This window comes from Pseudarthrobacter quantipunctorum (assembly GCF_045291495.1).
GTDB lineage: Bacteria > Actinomycetota > Actinomycetes > Actinomycetales > Micrococcaceae > Arthrobacter > Arthrobacter quantipunctorum.
Map to the genome: position 1 here is coordinate 4,106,907 of NZ_CP148033.1, position 17,206 is coordinate 4,124,112.

Genomic DNA, 17,206 nt, shown 5'->3' on the forward strand with positions numbered 1-17,206 from the left:
CCGGGAGCTCGATAAGTCCGGGTTGCCGTGGGTTCTGTTGAGGGGTGAGGAGGACCTGGTCCGCCCGTCGGGGGATGTTGACCTGCTCGTTTCCGCTGAACTTGTGCCGGGACTGGACCGCCTTGTTGCCGGCGTGGGATTCCGGCGCGTCATCGCACTGGGCCACGGGAGCCACCGCTTCTACTTCCGCTACCTCTCCGACGAGGATCTTTGGATCAAACTGGACGTGGTTTCGGACATCAGTTTTGGGCAGTTCCAGGAACTTGGCACTGCCCTCGCAGCCGGCTGCCTGCGGCGGCGCGTGGCTGTGGGGCCGTTGTGGCTGCCGGAAGCCCAGGACCAGGCCTGGCTGCACATCCTGCACCTGGTGCTGGACAAGGGTGAGATTACTCCGGCCAAGGTCCCCGCAGCCCGTTCCGCAGCTGCCGTGGCGACGGTGGAAAATCCAGTAGCCCTGTTCCTGGACCGGAAGTTCGGGGCCGGAACAGCGGGGAAGCTCCTCAACCTGCTGCAGTCCGGAACTTTCGATGACATCCCTGCCACCGCGGCTGGCCTGAAAAGCCGTTGGACGGGCACCCGGGTCCCGCCCGGGGTCATCAGCTTGGCCAACAGGGTGCTGAGGCGGCTGGGTCCAAAACTCAAGGGCCGGGGGCCGGTGGCCGGAGTGCTGGCCCCTGACGGCGCGGGCAAGACCACCCTGCTGCACGGCCTCCGCTCCACCTGTCCCCTGCCTTCTGCCTACGTCTACATGGGCCTGTGGTCCGCCAGCCCCATGGACCGGTGGCTTCAGAAGATCCGCGGCGGGTTCCTGGCCAGGAAGGTCTTCAGGATATTCCGGGCCGGACTTGCCGCCAGGTACTACTCCCTCCGGGGCCGCGTGGTGCTGATGGACCGCCTCGCATTCGATGTCCTCCTCCCCGGCTCGCGGACGGAAAGCCGTTTGGCCGCGTTGACGGATGCGCTGGCCCTCCGGTTCCAGCCGCGCCCTGACCTCGTCCTGGTGCTTGATGTCCCCGGCGAGGTCATGTTTGCCAGAAAAGGCGAACACACTCCCCAAAAGCTTGAGGAATGGCGCAAAGCGTATCTGGAGCTGGCCGAGGAAATTCCCTCGGCGCACGTCCTGGATGCCAGCCAAACAGAGTCCGAGGTCCGGGTGAAGGCCAGCAGGCTCTTATGGAATGTCGCCGCACCCAAGGGGATGGACGTGGATGGTGCCGCGGAACCGCTCCCCCTGCACCTGTGGATGCTGCTGGACTGGCGTTTCCTGCTTCCCGTAAGCCAGTCCGAAAAACTTGGTTATGGCGGCCGGTTCAGCAGTGATGCGGTGGCGGCGATCAGCCTGCTGGACCCGTCCGCCCGCCGTATCGAGCCGTCTTCCGGACCCGCCCCGGACAATGAATTCGACGTCGTCCTGCTTTCTGAACCGGACGCACGGCTGTTTACCGGTGCTGCCGCTTCCCTTCGGCCAGGTGGCTGGATCTGCCTGCAGGTACGGCGCTCAGCCGGTTCCCGTCCGGGCCCGCACACCCTCGCAGGGTGGAAGCGAACGCTGGAGCGGTCAGGCTTTGATGATGTGGCGGTCTATTGGCATGTGCCATCACTTGAACGGCCGGCCCGTTTTGTACCCACGGCGTCGAGGACCGCGGTACTCGATACCCTGTCGCATTATTCGGGCGTACGCTTTGGAAAAGCCAAGGCTGCAATCGGGAGGCTGGCACTGAACCTGGGTATGTTCAATGTGGCCGCCGCAGAAGGCACCGTGGTTGGCCGGCGGTCACTGGAAGCCGGCCGGCAGGAGTCGCTGTGAAATATATCGACCAGATCCTCCGCGATAACTACCGGGCGCTCGAGCTCAAGAAGTACGGGCTCACCGGCCAGTGGGACACACTTCTGCTGACGCCGCAGTTTGTCACCTCCCGCCACGTTGTGGCCCTCATTTATTCCACGGACGCCCAGGTTCCCCGGCTTGTGGTCAAGATCCCCCGCCAGCCTGGAGACAACGAAAGCGTGCGCAAGGAATCCGATGTCCTGCTCCAGCTGAAGTCGCTTGGGGTGGGGGCCGAACAGGGTGCTCCTGAGGTTGTGGGGGTGCTGGACGTCGGGGGGCAGACAATACTGATCGAGACTGCCGTGGTGGGCAGCCTGCTGGAGCCCCACCTCGTTGTGCAGGACTTCCCCCGCGCCCTGGACGCCGGCCTGAACTTCGTCGCTGCGCTGCCGTGCACCAGGTCGGTGCCGGAAAATGCGGACTGGTACCAGCGGACCATCACCAGCCCTTTGGCCGAGCTGGCCTCGCTGTTGCCGGCTGACACGGAAGTGGCCCGGCTGATCGACCGCACCCACCAGGTGTTGGCGCCAATGCGCGCCGAGCAGCTTCCGGCAGTCGTGGAACACGGAGACCTCAGCTACCAGAACCTCTTCCTGCAGCCGAACGGCCGCCTCCAGGTGGTGGACTGGGAACGTTCGCGCCTCGATGGCCTGCCTGCCCATGACCTGATCTTCTACCTGCAGTACATCGGCCAGTCGCAGGAGGATGCGTTGTCTTCCCGCCGCCTGCAGCTCCGCGCCTTCGAGAACGCCTTCAGTCCCGGTGGATGGGCCCTGGCACCCCTGGCACAACACCTTCGGCTGCGCAACGTGGAACCGGAACTGCTTCCCTACCTGGTGATCGCAACGTGGGCGCGGTCTGCAGCAACAATGGCCTACCGGCTGGCCGGCCAATCCGTGCAGAACGGGGACACCGGCCACGTCCAGGCCGCAGTGACGGCGGACCGCGACTTCTGGCTCTGGCGCCATGCGGTCACCACCTGGGCAGCGGTTCCTGCCTAGGGCGGTGACAGCCGCTTAGTTGCCTGCAAATTCGACAGTCTGGGGAGAAGATGTATACCAAGGAAACGGCCTCCGAGTTCTCGTCCAGGCTGGACATCATCCCTTTCCTGCTGTTCGCCGGCGGGCTGGTGCTCATCACAATCGCCGCCAGCCTCGGTTCGATGGCGATCCTTGCCGCAGTGGCGGCAATGGTCTTTTTCTCCGTCATAGCGCAACTGATTCACCGCCTGGCTGAGCGCAAGGCCGAGATTTCGTTTTTCCTGATCATTCCCACGATCATGTCAGCGACGCAAAACGTCTATCTGACTACCGTTGCGGGTGCCCTGGACAGCGGACGGCTTCAGTTCGCCATCATCCTGAACTTCCTTTTCTCGGTTGCGCTGTATGTGGTCCTGATCGCGACTCGAAAGCCAGCTTCCGGGCATGCCCTTCGGAAGCTGATCAAAGCCGTGACAACCTGCCTGGCCATCCTTGTCCTCTACGGGGCTGCGACCGTTGTTTTGTTCCAGCATGATCTGGTGGCGGCAGCGGCCTCCTCAAGGAACATCGTGGCCCCCTTCCTGTTCCTCCTCATCGGCCTGCATGCCAGCGTTTGGGCCAAGCATGCCGTGTACCTCCGCTACCTGGTAATGCTGGGTTTCGTGGCGGTTGTCTTCGGCTTCATTGAAGCGAATACGCCTGATTTCTGGCAGTCCCTCGACCTCCGGAGCCTGTGGGAGAAGAAGGGAATCTCTGTCCAGCAGGACTCCGGCCTGCCTAAAAACTTCTTTGCTTCGGAGCAGGTGGTTCCCGGAGAGTTCCTGAGGCGGATGGCAGGCCCCTTCGCGGACCCGGTAAATTTCGGAACCTTCCTATTCGCCGTGTTCATGGCTGCCTGGTATCTCCGCGGGCTGTTATGCCAGATCGCAACCGTGGCAGCGATGGTCCTGGCCGTCAGTAAGGGTGCACTCCTTGGCCTGATCGTGTTTTTCGCATTTTGGACCCGCTACTACGCATCGAGAACCAGCCACCTCATTGCCCTGGTGCTGCTGGCTGCCGGTGCCTACAACTTCTATTTGTTTACCGTTTCCAGTTCAACAGGCAGTACAGCGGCACACATCGGCGGGTTCACCGCGGCCTTTGTTGAGTTCCCGCAGCATCCCCTCGGGCGCGGACTGGGCAGCTCCGGAGTCCTCGCCGGCCTGTTTTCGGAAGGGTCCGAGTCAACGTCAGCCGTGACAGAGAGCGGACTCGGCATGGTGATCGGTCAACTCGGAATAGTGGGACTGGCCGTGTACCTGGTGTTCTTCTTCCAGCTGTCGAAATACGTCCTACAGATCAAAAACCTGCGCGACAAGACTTTGGCGGCGGGCCTCCTGGGCGGTTTCCTCCTGAATGCCGCCTTCAATGAGGTAGCGCTCAGTCCCAACTCGGCAGCGCCGTATTTCATCATCCTGGGCCTGGTCATCGGCTCAGACCTGGCGGCGAAAGAGGAGCTGGACGCCGTACCTGCCCTCCAGCTCGAGGGAGACACCCCGTCCATACGGGACCTGGGGCGGGAAGGGCCCCTCCGGGCCAGGCAGGCCTAGGCGGGCACGTCTAGACGGGAAGGCCTGCGTCCTGCCTGGCTGGACCGCCGTCGTGCTTTGTGTCCTGCGTCCGCAATGGCGACGAGGTAGCTGATCAAAAGCCTTTGGTCCTGTCAGCAGGCTCCACGAAGAGCCTGTTGCGGGTTGAATGCCGGGAGGCCTTCACCAAGCTGGCCACAGGGCTTCCGGTGGGCAGTGTCAGCAACCCAAGTTCCACCGGCAAAGGACCCGACCGCACGTCCGCCCTGGGGTGATGGTGTGCCCGGGCCCTTCTATTCAGCGGTGGCATCCTGCCGGCGGCGGACGAGGTGCAGCAGCTCGTTGTGCAGCGTTGGGAATCCAAACCGGAGGACGCTGTACACGGCCGCTATGGCGGTCACAAAGACCAGCGCCGCTGTGAGGGGAGCCCCCAAATAGAGTTGCAGGAAGATGATGGATCCGGCCCCGGCCACGGCGAGACTGCAGGCAAAGGCGGGCAGAACAGCGCGCAGCATTGCTTTCGGTCCGATGTGGAGCACCCTGGCAGCTACCGTTTGCATCCCGACGGCGAAGAGCAGCGCTGTTGCCATTTGGGCGCACGCGACAGCGATGATCCCCCACTGGGCCGCCACAAGCAGGACGGGCACCAGCACGGCCAGCCGGATGAGTGAGAACGTGATGGAGATACCGGGGCGGCCTATCGCCTTGTAGACGTCGTTTGCACCTGCGCCGAGGGAGCGTGCTGCCGCATACAGGGCCAGGAACACGAGCGGAATGACAGACTCGGACCATTGGCCGCCAAAGACCAGCGGGACGAGGATCGGCGCCAGCACTGCCAGCCCGACGCCCGCCGTCATGCCGTAAAGGGACTGAACGCGGACACCCTTCAGATAGCCGTCGCGCAACCGTTCCGGCTGGTGCTGCACCTGGGTGTAGAGCGGGAACAGGACCGTGGAGAGCACAAAAAAGACGTTGATGATCAGGGCTTCGGGAAGCCTGAAGGCCAGCGTGTAATAGCCCAGGGCCTGGGCCCCAAGGATCACGCCGATGATCACATAGTCGATGTCGAAGATGAGCCGCGCAAGGAGGTTGCTGCCTGCCACCGGAACACCGAATTTGAGGTTTGCCCGGAGGGCGTCCTTGGCCACGCGCCAGATCTGCCAGGGAGCGCCCTTGCGGACAAGCCACCAGCACGTCGCTGCGTACGCAACCGCCCCTGCCGCGGTACCCGCCGCGAGCGAGAAGGCGCCATACCCTGCGAAGGCGAGGACCAGGCTGAGTACTCCTGTGACGAGCGCCCGGATAATCGGGGCCACAGCCAGTCTCCTGAACAGCAGGTCCCGCCGCAGCAGGGCTTCCGGAACCGCGCCCAGTGACGTTGCCAGCACGGCGATGGACAGCACCTGCACCAGGGGGCCCACGTCCGGCAGCTGGAAAAGCCCGGCAATCCACGGCGCCGAGAAGAACGTCAAGAGTGCCAGGGAGGTACCAAGAACCACGGAAACCAGCAGCGCCGAGCGGGCCGCGACGCCGGAGGCGGGCAAATAGACCAGCGCCTGCGCGACGCCGGCATCGGCGACGGTTTCGACGTAGGCCATGAGGACCAGTGCCACGGCCACAAGGCCGTACTGTTCAGGCGACAGGAGGCGTGCGAGCACGATCGTGGTGATGAGGACGATCGCCTTCCCGCCCACCAGGGCAAGCCCCTGCCAGACCGCGCCCCGGAAGCCGACACGGGCAAGTCCACCAGCAACGTTCGTCATGGGTTGGAGCCTTCCTGTGGCCTCATTGCAAAAGTTTACTGTCTGGGTGTGCCCGTCGGGAGGAATTAACAGTAATTGAGCAGTTATTGAGCTAAATGCTGTTCCGCGGCATCTGAAGCGTCAAGCGTGGGGCATTCCGGGCGCAGGTGGCTGGAAAACGAATTGTTTGATCAATTTCCAGGTTCTCGTCAGGGCTGCTGGTGCATACTGTTGTCAAGGCCGGACAAACCCATTTTGTGGGAGTGTGCCGCCCGGTTTTCGTCCCTCTGGTGCAAAAGCGGAGTAATGTGGCAAATTCAGACGCAGTTCCTGTACCTAATAGTTCTCCAATTCACGCAACGCTGATTCTGGTAGCACCCCGTGTGGGTTCGGGGGGAGTCGGCGACTATGCGGAAGAGTTCATCGCCGCGGCCGTGCCCAGCTTCGCCTCCTTCCGCGAAATCAGGACGGCGGGACCGGGCAACGTGGGGCTCCTTGATGTGTTCCGTGACCGGCGAAGGCTCTCCAGGGCAGTGAAGGAAGCCCTCTCTGAGGGCCAGGTAATTGTTCACTTTGAGTTGTCTGCGGCGTCCCTGGGACCATTTTGGCTGCTTGCCGGCCGACCCCGGGAGATCGCTACAACGGCCACCGTGCATGACCCGCCGCTGGCCGCATGGTGGCCTTTCCGCTTCAAATGGGTGGCCAGGAGCAAGCTGTTCCACCACGGCATCCATCTTCCGCTGCGCCCAGTCAGCGCCTGGCTGGAACGTCGGCTGTTGCGGGACACCACCTTGTTTGCGCTCAGTGAAGTCGGCGCGGCAGCGCTTCGGGAGAGCTTTCCGGCCTGCAAGGTGCTGAGCACCTGGCACTTTGTGCCGCCCAGGCCCGCCCTGAAGCCTCCCTCCCAGCGCCCGCTGGCAGTAGGACTTTACGGTCACGCATCCAAAGGCAAAGGGTTCGACAGGCTCGTTGAGCTCCGCCGCGAACTCCCGCCGGAGGTCGAGATCCGGGTCGCGGGCAGGGGAACCGAACAGCTGCCGCCGATACCCGGAGTCACCATCCTGGGGGCAGTCGAAGGGCCGCAGGAGGATGCATTCTTCGAGTCGGTGAGGGCCATCCTCCTGCCCTACGACAAGACGAGCCGCTTCTACGGCAACATTTTGCCTGCCTCCGGGGTGGCCTCGCGGGCCTTCGCGTACCGTACGCCCGTGATCGGTTTTGACTCCGGGACCTTGGGGGAAGCCTCCATGGCCGGCGGTCTGATCGTAGTCCCCGCTTCCGTCCGGGAACTGGCAGGGGTTGCCCACAGGACGATCACGACGGCGACCGAGCTTGAGCGCCTGGATAGTCAGATAACGGAACTGCAGAACGGGCGGACAGTCGCCCTGGCCGCCGCGCCGTTCCTGGCCTACTGGAAGGATGCGGTCAATAGGTTCGTGACGATCTGAAGAGCTTTAGGGCTGGTTCAGGCGGGTCAAGGCAGCTTTCGGCCCACGGCCGGGTGTGGTTTCCCACATAGTCCCGGCATTGCCCTTGTTGCGGGATGCTGGCGGGCCTAGCGTGGGGAGGGACGGATGCCGTCACCCCGCGATGCTTTGCATACTGCGGGTATTGGCAGCCTGACCGGATGATTCCGGTGCTTGACCCGGCATTGCAGCGATTCTGGAGGCGTTGCAGCAATCTCGAGAGGGACGACCAACTCGTGCTACTGCCCTTCGTTGTTACCGCTTCCGCCGTGATCAGCCTGGTGCTGATCCTAGGCCGTTCCTACCACGTACTAATCCTGCTGGTCATTGCAGCCGGCTGGTCGCAGGCGCCGCTCATTACCCTCACCCGGTCTGATGCCTTCCAGTACCTGGACGACGTGCCCGCTGCGGTTCTTGTTGCAGCCGCCGTTGTCAGGGCATTCAGCTCCCAGGACAAGCGCCTGCACAAAGCGCTTGGGCTGATGGTGATCCTGGTGATCCTGGTGGGTATCGGCTTTGTCCGGTCACCGGACACGGAGATCGGCATTGCCCAGGCACGGCAGGTACTCATGCCGCTTGGCCTGGTGTTCGCCGGTTTCGTCTTCCGTGACGACATCAAATGGCGAAAGGTCAGCACCTACCTGCTTCTGCTGGCCGCGCTGACCGTGGCATGGGCCCTGGCCGAGGAAATCATGCAGACGCCCCTCCTGGACCCGGCCTGGTACCACGTGAACGTTGTTGGCGGAAACCCGCGCAGCATGCGCATGGGACTGCCGCCCGCCTACTTCGCGGACGGGGTGTCCGACGGCGAACTCACCTTCCGCCCCGGCGGCCCCTTTATGAACCCCCCGGTGATGGGCTTCCTGTTGGGCCTCGGAGCCTTTGCTGCCGTTGCCAGGCTGCGGAGCCTCGCGAGGCTGGGGATGCTTGCTGCCATCGGCTTGGCCCTCTTCTTCGCCTACGCCCGGGCGGGCATCCTGCTCTTCCTGATGGTCACAGTGATCTACTTCATCTGGACCAAGGTGGGGAAGCACGCCGGCATTCTTGTAGCCCTTGGCCTTGGCGGCTACCTGTTTACCACCTTCATTGAGCAGGGCAACACCGCCAGCCATTCGGATGGCCTGTTCTCCGGGTTCATGCTTGGCCTCCAGTCGCCCGCAGGGCTGGGCTTCGGCACAACCGGATATCAGGCCGCGCTTGAAGGAGCGTCCACCGGTGTGGGCAGCGAGAGCCTGCTGGGGCTGTATTTCGCGTGGATCGGCTGGCCCATGATTGCTGCCGCCCTTGTGCTCCTGGTGCACCTCGGAAAACTCCTGCGCCGTGTTCCGAGGTCCCAGAGCCTGCCCGTGTGGCTGGCCGTAGGCTTCGTGCTAACTGTTGCTTCATCCGAGTCCGCCTCCTCCATGGCATCCACCCCGGTCCTATGGTTGACGTTGGGATCTGTGGTTGCCATGACGGTACCCCTAAAACTGCAGGCCAGGACCGTGCAGGCGGCTACGGGCTCGCACTTCCCGCAACGGCCGATGTTGCAGCGGTCCACCCCGCGCCGCTGAAGCCGGCGGGGCTGGGTCACGCCAGGCAGCACCTGGCCCGGGGGTCCGGCAGCGCAGGGGCGCGCGAGGAGAGTCCAACCCTCCGTTTGAGGGGCACGGCACTGGGTTTGAGGGGTACGGCACTGGCCGGGTTTGACTGGTGTCAGCTGTCGGGATCGTATTGGAACTGCCGGACCTCTTGCGGGCAGCGGCAGGCGACGGCGATCTTAGCTGCCCACTCAAGTGCCGCTTCCCTGGAGGGCAGCTCCAGAACCGTATAGCCGCCGTCGGGCACTGTATGGCCTGGGTAAGTGCCCTCGGTGACGGTGCCGTCACCGGCCACGCGCACCGGGTCCACGTGCTCATCGATTCCGCCGCCGAAGACATAAACGCCCGCTGCCTTGGCCTCGGCGATAACGGCGTGCGAGGCTTCGACCACCGCATCGAATTCGCCTGCGGGGACCACCATGGCGTCACTGGGGAATGAAATGAGGAACTTCGTCATGCGAGGGCTCTCCTGGACCTGGACCTTGGGAGATCGGATCAGCCCTTGGACCGATGGGCGGATCCATGGGCCAGCATGCTGCGGCCGAACAGGCGCCAGCTCTCGGACGCCTCCTCATGAAAGAGTTTGGCAGCGAGGACTGTTTCGGTCCTTCCCTGGCCCATCGCATACTCGATGGCCGATACCCACGCCCCGACCTCCTGGCCGGGCAGCACGTGGTCAGCTGCGACCAAGAGCCGTGATTGCGGTCCGTACAGCTTCTCAAGGCTCGTCCCGATGCGCCCGACGATTGGAACTCCATGCTCAAGCGCTCGCATGGCTATGCCGCTTTGGTAGAAGCGCTTGTAGGGGATGACTATGGTGTCGCTGGAGACGATCAGTTCCTCCAGCTCATCCTCCGGGACAAAGCGGGCATCCACACTCCACCCCTCGACGGACGGCCAGCCACGGCCCACTATGTCGAGGTGGTACTTCATGCCAAGCCTGCCGGCCAATAATTTCAGGAGGTCAAGATCCCTGTCGGCTTTGTACTGTCCCAGCACCCGAACCCGCGGCCTTTTCCCGGATGGTCCGCTGAGGTGGGGGTCCTTTGCGGCGCCGGCAGGGGGCAGCATTGGATGCGGCACCTGCGCCAAGCCCTCCGCCAGCCCGACGGCGGCCATGGCTTGGGCAGCTTCGTCGCTGTGCACCAGGGTTCCGGGCCGCTTCTTTATGCGCCCGGCAAAGCGCGCCACCAGGGGGCTGCTGCCCACCGACCGGACGAGAGGTTGCGGATCGTGGTAAATAATGACAGCCGAATTGCCACAAAGGACTTTCACCATTAGAAGGTCCAGGAAACCTAATACCGGCCAAGTAAGGAGCATCCTTTCAGACGAATTCGGCTTTCGCGTCCGTTGTCCCACTGAATAAAGCATTGCGGTATATTCGCCGAGCCACTTAAGGCGGCTTTTACCTGATTGGGAAGGTTCGGTGATGGAAAACGATTCTGCTTCTATTCCCACATCGGACAATTGACGTACAAGTGCCCCGGTGTAGTGGCTTAATGCCACTCCCAGGGGATTCACCACCAGTATTCGGGGGGTTCTGCCGCAGTCCTGCGTTGCCGAATCGGGTGGGCGCGTGCGCAATCCAAAAGTCATTGCCGCACCCCGGTGCCTACTCTGGCGGCTTTTTCCCCCAGGACGGCCTCCTGAAGAGTCAGTTCGTACCTCCGGCACACATCTTCCCAGTCGTAATGGGTAGCTGCGCGGGCTCTGTTTGCTGCCCGCGCTTTCGCCCGAAGGTCGTGGTCAGTCAGCATACGGCGCAAAGCACTCTCGATGGCCAGCGGATCAGGGGCCACAAGGTTCTCGTCCGCCCGCAGGACCTCCGCATTGTATGGCGTCTGCCGGGCAACCACAGGTGCCCCGCAGGCCATCGCCTGGACCAGGGCCGGATTGGTCCCGCCCACACTGTGGCCGTGGAAGTACGCGCCGGCATGATGCCAGAGTGAGAGGAGCTTTTTGTCATCACTGACATGGCCGAGCCATTGGACGTTGGGATGTTCAGCCAGCCGCTGGGCGGCCTCGTCCAGCGGCCCGCCATAGCCACTGGATCCAACGATCACCACTGGATGTTGCTCCGCCAGGCGTTCAGCTGCCTGGAAAAACTCTGAGACAGTGTTCTCCGGAACAAACCGGGCCACCATGAGTACATAGGACCCAGATTCAAGGCCGGGGACAACCTCACTGGGGATGGCGAGGTTGGCGCCGTACGGAATGAAAACACTCTTGCGCCCAAAGTCCCGCTTCCAGCGCCGCTGGATCTCAAGGGAGTCGCTGATCAGGATGGTGCCATAGCGGGCAGTAAGCCGGGCGCCCAGCCGGAAGACGAACTTGGCGAACCGGTTCCATTTGGCGCGTTCCCACTCGATTCCGTCCACGTTCACCACGGTTGGTATTCCGCGAAGCTTCAGCAGCGGCAGGAAGAAACCATTGGCAACGTTCATGACAAGCGCCACCTGGGGCTTATGCCACAGGGCATGAAGGACGGAAGTCAGCCCGAAAGAGAGGGTGCTCAGTGACTTGCTCTCAAGCCCGACTGTATTGGTGGTTCGGATGCGGGGGTCGCGGTCCTCGTCGTCGTCCTTGGTTTGGCCTGCCCGGCAGTAGACGTTGACGTCCCAGCCGGCATCGGCGAGGAATGGTGCCAGGCGCCGGACTGCAGTCTCAAAGCCGCCGTAGTAACTTGGGTAGCCGCGTGTCCCGATGACGACGACAGACTTGGACATGGGTTTCTCCTAGATGACTTTGTGGGCCACGTGCGCTTGTGCCCGGGTTTGCTCCGATGTGGCGCACGTGGCAGCTGCAGGCGTTGGTGGTGCCTAGAAGGACGTGACGCTCCGGGAGGTCTGTTCCCTGCTCGAACCACGGAATGCGGGGGGGCTTTCGGGCTCAACCACTGCCGGCGAGTCGTCCGCGTCCCCGGAGGGGTCGCTGTCCGCAGAGTCCGGATCCGAGGAGTAGTACGAGTAGCCGTCAAATTCCTTCGCCGGCACGCAGTTCAGAAGCGTGCCAAGAACTGCTCCGTGCACCTTCCGGATGTTTCCGAGCGACTTTGTCAGCTGGTCCTTGGTCGTTTTGCCGGCCTTGACAACCACAATGGCGCCGTCCGCGATCCTGGCAAGGAGCACCGCGTCGGTCACGGGGAGCAATGGCGGAGCATCGATGATCACGATGCCCTTTTCTGACAGGGATTCGATCAGCTGTTTCATGGCGTGGGAGCCAAGGAGCTCGGTGGGATTGGGCGGGATCCGGCCGGACCCCAAAATCGACAGGTTGGGCAGGTCGCTCCGCTGCTGGAGAACGTCATCCACCTCAGCCTTTCCGGTGAGAACGTCGGTGATGCCTATTCCAGGGATGACGTCGAAGATCTTGGCCATGCTGGGGTGCCGCAGGTCTCCGTCAACAACGATGACCTGTTCCCCTCCGGCCGACATCGCCGAGGCCAGGTTGGCCGCAATAGTCGATTTGCCTTCGCCGCTCACCGAGCTCGTCACGACGATAATCCGGGGAGGGTTGTCCACGTCCAGGAAAGTCAGGTTGGTGCGGAGTTCCCGGAGCGCCTCAGCAAAGGCCGGGCTCTGTGCCCGTGAACCGGGCGTTGGAGCTGCCGGAACGCCTCCCAGGACCTTGTTTTCGCCCGTGAGCCGGATGTCGACCGGGAGGGCACCGATGACCGGTACGGAGAACAGATGTTCCACTTCAGCTGCGTTGTGCAGGCGGCGGTCCAGCCGGTCCCGGAGGAGTGCGGAAGCATAGGCCAGGAGGAGGCCCAGTGCTGCCCCGTACAGAGCTGTCATTGCCACGCCGGGAGAGACGGGTTTTGTTGGCAAAGCCGCTGGATCCAGCGGTACCAGGGAGAGGGGCGGCGTAACGGCTTCGAGGGCCTCACCCGAAGCGGCGGTGGCGGCCTTCTCCCTGTCTTGGACCTGCTTGCTCAGCTCCACGATCCAGGCGTCAGCCACCCGCTGGGCAATGGTCGGATCCGGCGATTCGGCCGTTATCCGGATTTCAGCTGTATCGCGGGGGACGGTCACAGAGATAGCGCCCAACAAGGCGTCACTGGACATGTTCAGCCCGGTGGACAGACGCACGTTGTCGGCCACGAGCCGCGATTCAGCCAGCGATTTGTAGTTTTTTGCCCTTGCTTTGGCCAGGGTGTCGCCGGCCAGCAGGCTGCTGACGTTGTCGGTCCCCACCGCAATAACAACTGCGCTGGCTTCCGCTGCATAGATACGGGGGCGGAAAGTGCTCCACGCCGTGGCCAGCAGGGTGACGATCATGGTCACAACCACAATGTGCTTCCAGTACGTCCTGGCGACCCGGGCGTAGTCCCTCAGTCCCATCCCGGAAGCTGAAGCCTCGCTGCCGCCAATCTCCTGATTACTCAAGAATCCGTTCCCTCCTGCAGGTATACGTGCTGAATGGGCAGGTACGGCGGAAGGGCCTGGTGCGGCCGGGTCGATTCGAAAGACCTTTTCTTCTGCCATGATTGCCCCTTTTCCGGCGGGTTTCCTGTGTCTCTGTGCCGCTTTGGCGTGTTGCAAAGCTAGTACGAGGCCGGACGCCGCGGTCCGATAAGCAGCGGGGCTTGTGGCTGCCCGGGGGTAAGAATGTGGAAATTGCGGTTACCTGCAGCCTGGCCTCTCCACCCTGATCTAGCCCAGGGTGAGGACGAGTTTGGGTGCGGTGGTGCTGCCGGCTTCCCTGGAGTTGAGGTCCAGGCCGTCGGTGCTGGTGGCGTCCAGGCCGAGTGAGAGCTGTTGGCCGAGCTCACCCGCCAAGGCGCTGGCGGTGAGCGGAACGCTGTAGCTGGCGTTGGCCGTTGTGGGGCCGAGCGTGCCCAGGCTGGTGCCGAGTGCTGGGCGGTTGGTGTAGGTGATGGCGCTTTCGGTCCACCTGTCATCGGCGACGAGTTTGACGTTCTGCTTTCCTATTGACCCGCTGCCGGCGCTGCGCAGCTGCAGTGTTGCGCTCTCCAGGGTGCGGCCGGCGTAGGCCGAGAGGTCGAACTTCAGGTAGGTGATCTCCACCGGGCTGTTGTCTACGCTGAGCGTGGTGGAGGTGCCGTAGTTCGTGGCTGCCGCTCCGCCTGCCACCCAGCTGTCCGCGGTGGCGGTGAGGGTGACGGTCTCCGACGTGCCGCCGCCGCCGCTGGCCGCCGCTGTGGTGAAGTTCCAGGTCTTGTCCGTTGCCAGCGCATTGCCGGCCACGTCCTTCACCCCCGTGGAGCTGCCCTTGACTGTGGCCGTGTAGGTAGTCCCGGCCGCAAGGTCGGTGCCTGGGTTGAGCGTCGCGGTGTTACCGGTGCTGCTGTACGTCATGGCGGCCGAAACCGTCGTCGTGCCCGTGGTCAACGTGAATGTGTTCGACGTGATGGTCGAGGTGTTCATCGCTTCGGAGAACGTGGCAGTCACGTTTGCCGTGACAGCCACGCCGGTGGCATTGGCGGCCGGGGACGTGGCCGTCACCGTCGGAGCCACCGTATCACTGCTGCCGCCGCCACTGCCGCTCCCGGACATCGTGAGGACCAGTTTGGGTGCGGTAGTGCTGCCGGCTTCCCTGGAGTTGAGGTCCAGGCCGTCGGTGCTGGCGGAATCAAGGCCGAGGGAGAGCTGTTGGCCGAGCTGACCGGCCAGCCCGCTGGCGGTCAGCGGGACGCTGTAGCTGGCGTTGGCCGTTGTGGGGCCGAGGGTGCCGAGGCTGGTGCCGGGCGTGGGGCGGTTGGTGTAGGTGATGGTGCTTTCGGTCCAGCTGTCATCGGTGACAAGTTTGATGTTCTGCTTGCCTGTTGACCCGCTGCCGGCGCTGCGCAGCTGCAGTGTTGCGCTCTCCAGGGTTCTGCCGGCGTAGGCCGAGAGGTCGAACTTCAGGTAGGTGGCCTCCACCGGGCTGTTGTCTACGCTGAGCGTGGTGGAGGTGCCGTAGTTTGTGGCTGCCGCTCCGCCTGCCACCCAGCTGTCCGCGGTGGCGGTGAGGGTGACGGTCTCCGTCGTGCCGCCGCCGCTCGCCGCCGCTGTGGTGAAGTTCCAGGTCTTGTCCGTTGCCAGCGCGTTGCCGGCCACGTCCTTCACCCCGGTGGAGCTGCCCTTGATTGTGGCCGTGTAGGTGGTGCCGGCCGCAAGGTCGGTGCCTGGGTTGAGCGTCGCGGTGTTACCGGTGCTGCTGTACGTCACAGCGGCCGAAACCGTCGTCGTCCCCGTGGTCAACGTGAATGTGTTCGACGTGATGGTCGAGGTGTTCATCGCTTCGGAGAACGTGGCAGTCACGTTTGCCGTGACAGCCACGCCGGTGGCATTGGCAGCTGGGGACGTGGCCGTCACCGTCGGAGCCGCCGTATCACCCGGTGCGGGCGCCGTTCCCAGCGACCGGTCCGAGAACCAGTAGCGCGAGGTGGCCTTGTTGCTGGCCATGACCACGACGCCCGTGGTGGCGTTGACGCCCTGTTTGGTGGTGGTGACGTCGTTGATATTGGCAGATGCCCCGTCCTGGATCACCGGGGTGCCGCGGCCGCTGCCAAAGACCGGATTGTCCATGGAGGCAGTCTTCTCATAGATACTGCCGGGGACTCCTGAATATGCACATCCCGAGGTCGATGTGGATGGTGCAGTATGGAACGCCCTCACCACATTGTTGGTCGTGTCCAGCAGGATCTGGGGACGGGTCACGCAGTCGGCAAGAGTGGCGATGGTGGATCTGGTGAAGGAGCCGGTTCCCGGCCGGAAGACCAGCAGCTGCAACTGTGGAAGCGTCTTGTCAGTCGAAGAGTCCAGGCTCGTCTTCACCGCCGCGTACACGCGTCCTGAAGGATCAGCCAGGAGTGCCTTGATGTTCAAATGGTCGTCCGCCTGGCCTTTGCCCTGTACGGCGGGCTGGACTTTCCAGGATGATGCTGCCGAGGGGGAGGTTCCGTCCGTGCGGGTGGCCCAGTACACGGTTCCTGCGGGAGCATCACTCCACAGGACACCGATTTTGTTGCTTCCATAGGAGACGATTGCCGAGATGTCATCCGGTGCCGGGTTCGGATCTGCGACCGGCAGGACAAACGGCGTCCCCCAGCTTGTTCCGCCCGCTGCGGACGAGTTCACATAGACGCTGCTTGTGTAGCCTGAGGTTGAGCTCCCGGAAACCTGCGTCCAGGTTGCCCACACGGCACCCGTCGTGTCCTTGTCGATCGTCATGGACTCGCTGCTGTTGTTATTGATGTTGGTGGGAAAACCGGCGTCGAGCGTGTACTTACCGGCAGCGTAGCTGTACCTGTACAACTTGGCGGGCTGACCCGAGACTGAAGCTTTTGTGCTGGCATCCCCTGACACCGTCACCACATGCGAGGCGATGTACAGCTTGTTGCCGTCCCACAAAGTGTCTGCCAATGTGTTGCTGCGGGTGTCGATCGAGACCCCCGTGTTCACCCAGGTCTTTGCGGCCCTGTCCAGCCGGTAGATCTGCCAGCCGGTTCCCGTGGTCCACATATCAGCCCACCAGGACCCGTCGTTCCACCACAGCTTGCTCTGCGGTTTGTCGGAGGTGGGGGTGTTGGCCACTCCCGTATAGCTGATGCTTTGGTAGCCGTAATTCTCCGCAGCCTGGGCTGTACCGCCGGCAGCCACAACGCCCAGGACAAGTGCTACGGCCACGGCAAGGGCTTGAGGAACGAGAGGGCGAACTTTTGCTCTTTGCATATTCAGGTCCTTGGTGGCGCAGGTAGTCCTTGACGGCGTACCACTGCTCTGGCGTCCCCTGCTTGAGTGCGGGTGGAAGCCAATGTAGACCTCCAAAATTGCCGGGGGCAATGGGGGAAACGGGGCGGAAGGCCACTAGGGGATACGGGGCTGTATGACTATTTCCTCCGTGTTTCCTTGTTGCCCTGCAGGCATCTCCTGATGCCAGCAGGTACTCTCACTTGGGCCATGGCCAAAATCCGGGAACCCAAGGCTGTGCCGATGCACAGAGCTTCTGCTTCCCGGCGCGAATTACAGTGAGAGAAATGTGTGACCGGCCCCACTGAATGGCGGTCCTCATCTTTCCGGCTGGCCCCTGCCTGC

At 63.2% G+C, this 17,206-nt stretch carries 11 protein-coding genes; 5 read left to right on the top strand and 6 right to left on the bottom strand.

Annotated features, from left to right (window positions below):
- The first annotated feature begins 22 nt into the window (after positions 1 to 22).
- Genes WHH00_RS18725 through WHH00_RS18735 form a run of 3 tightly spaced genes read left to right on the top strand, consistent with a single transcriptional unit; the run spans position 23 to position 4,397 of the window.
- A complete protein-coding gene (locus WHH00_RS18725) occupies positions 23 to 1,807 on the top strand; it encodes a hypothetical protein (protein ID WP_406635150.1) in 1,785 nt (594 codons plus the stop codon).
- A complete protein-coding gene (locus tag WHH00_RS18730) occupies positions 1,804 to 2,829 on the top strand; it encodes an aminoglycoside phosphotransferase family protein (protein ID WP_406635152.1) in 1,026 nt (341 codons plus the stop codon). Before WHH00_RS18725 ends, WHH00_RS18730 begins: the two co-directional genes overlap by 4 nt.
- A 50-nt stretch (positions 2,830 to 2,879) precedes the next feature.
- On the top strand, positions 2,880 to 4,397 hold the full coding sequence (locus WHH00_RS18735) for an O-antigen ligase family protein (protein WP_406635154.1): 1,518 nt from the start codon (positions 2,880 to 2,882) through the stop codon (positions 4,395 to 4,397).
- Between the two features lie 272 nt (positions 4,398 to 4,669).
- Here WHH00_RS18735 and WHH00_RS18740 read toward each other — a convergent pair whose 3' ends face one another.
- Positions 4,670 to 6,139: a lipopolysaccharide biosynthesis protein gene (locus tag WHH00_RS18740; protein ID WP_406635156.1), complete on the bottom strand. Its 1,470-nt coding sequence runs from the start codon at positions 6,137 to 6,139 to the stop codon at positions 4,670 to 4,672.
- A gap of 362 nt (positions 6,140 to 6,501) precedes the next feature.
- Here WHH00_RS18740 and WHH00_RS18745 point away from each other — a divergent pair, with 362 nt between their 5' ends.
- Together WHH00_RS18745 and WHH00_RS18750 are read left to right on the top strand one after the other, a co-directional pair.
- Entirely contained in the window at positions 6,502 to 7,566 is a 1,065-nt protein-coding gene (locus WHH00_RS18745) for a hypothetical protein (protein ID WP_406635158.1), read from the top strand.
- 254 nt (positions 7,567 to 7,820) lie between these two features.
- Complete coding sequence (locus WHH00_RS18750) at positions 7,821 to 9,137, top strand: hypothetical protein (protein ID WP_406635160.1); 1,317 nt, start codon at positions 7,821 to 7,823, stop codon at positions 9,135 to 9,137.
- A 142-nt stretch (positions 9,138 to 9,279) separates the two neighbouring features.
- Here the strand turns inward: WHH00_RS18750 and WHH00_RS18755 are convergent, their stop codons facing one another.
- From WHH00_RS18755 to WHH00_RS18775, 5 genes are all read right to left on the bottom strand, one after another.
- Entirely contained in the window at positions 9,280 to 9,621 is a 342-nt protein-coding gene (locus WHH00_RS18755; RefSeq protein WP_406635162.1) for a YciI family protein, read from the bottom strand.
- A 38-nt stretch (positions 9,622 to 9,659) separates the two neighbouring features.
- The gene (locus WHH00_RS18760; protein WP_406635164.1) at positions 9,660 to 10,373 is read right to left on the bottom strand and encodes a hypothetical protein; all 714 of its coding nucleotides are present in this window, start codon (positions 10,371 to 10,373) and stop codon (positions 9,660 to 9,662) included.
- A 383-nt stretch (positions 10,374 to 10,756) separates the two neighbouring features.
- Positions 10,757 to 11,890 (bottom strand): glycosyltransferase, encoded by a 1,134-nt coding sequence (locus WHH00_RS18765; RefSeq protein ID WP_406635166.1) that lies wholly within the window; start codon positions 11,888 to 11,890, stop codon positions 10,757 to 10,759.
- Between the two features lie 93 nt (positions 11,891 to 11,983).
- A complete protein-coding gene (locus WHH00_RS18770; protein ID WP_406635168.1) occupies positions 11,984 to 13,552 on the bottom strand; it encodes a polysaccharide biosynthesis tyrosine autokinase in 1,569 nt (522 codons plus the stop codon).
- Positions 13,553 to 13,819: 267 nt separating this feature from the next.
- Positions 13,820 to 16,798 (bottom strand): Ig-like domain-containing protein, encoded by a 2,979-nt coding sequence (locus tag WHH00_RS18775; RefSeq protein ID WP_406635170.1) that lies wholly within the window; start codon positions 16,796 to 16,798, stop codon positions 13,820 to 13,822.
- Between the last annotated feature and the right edge of the window lie 408 nt (positions 16,799 to 17,206).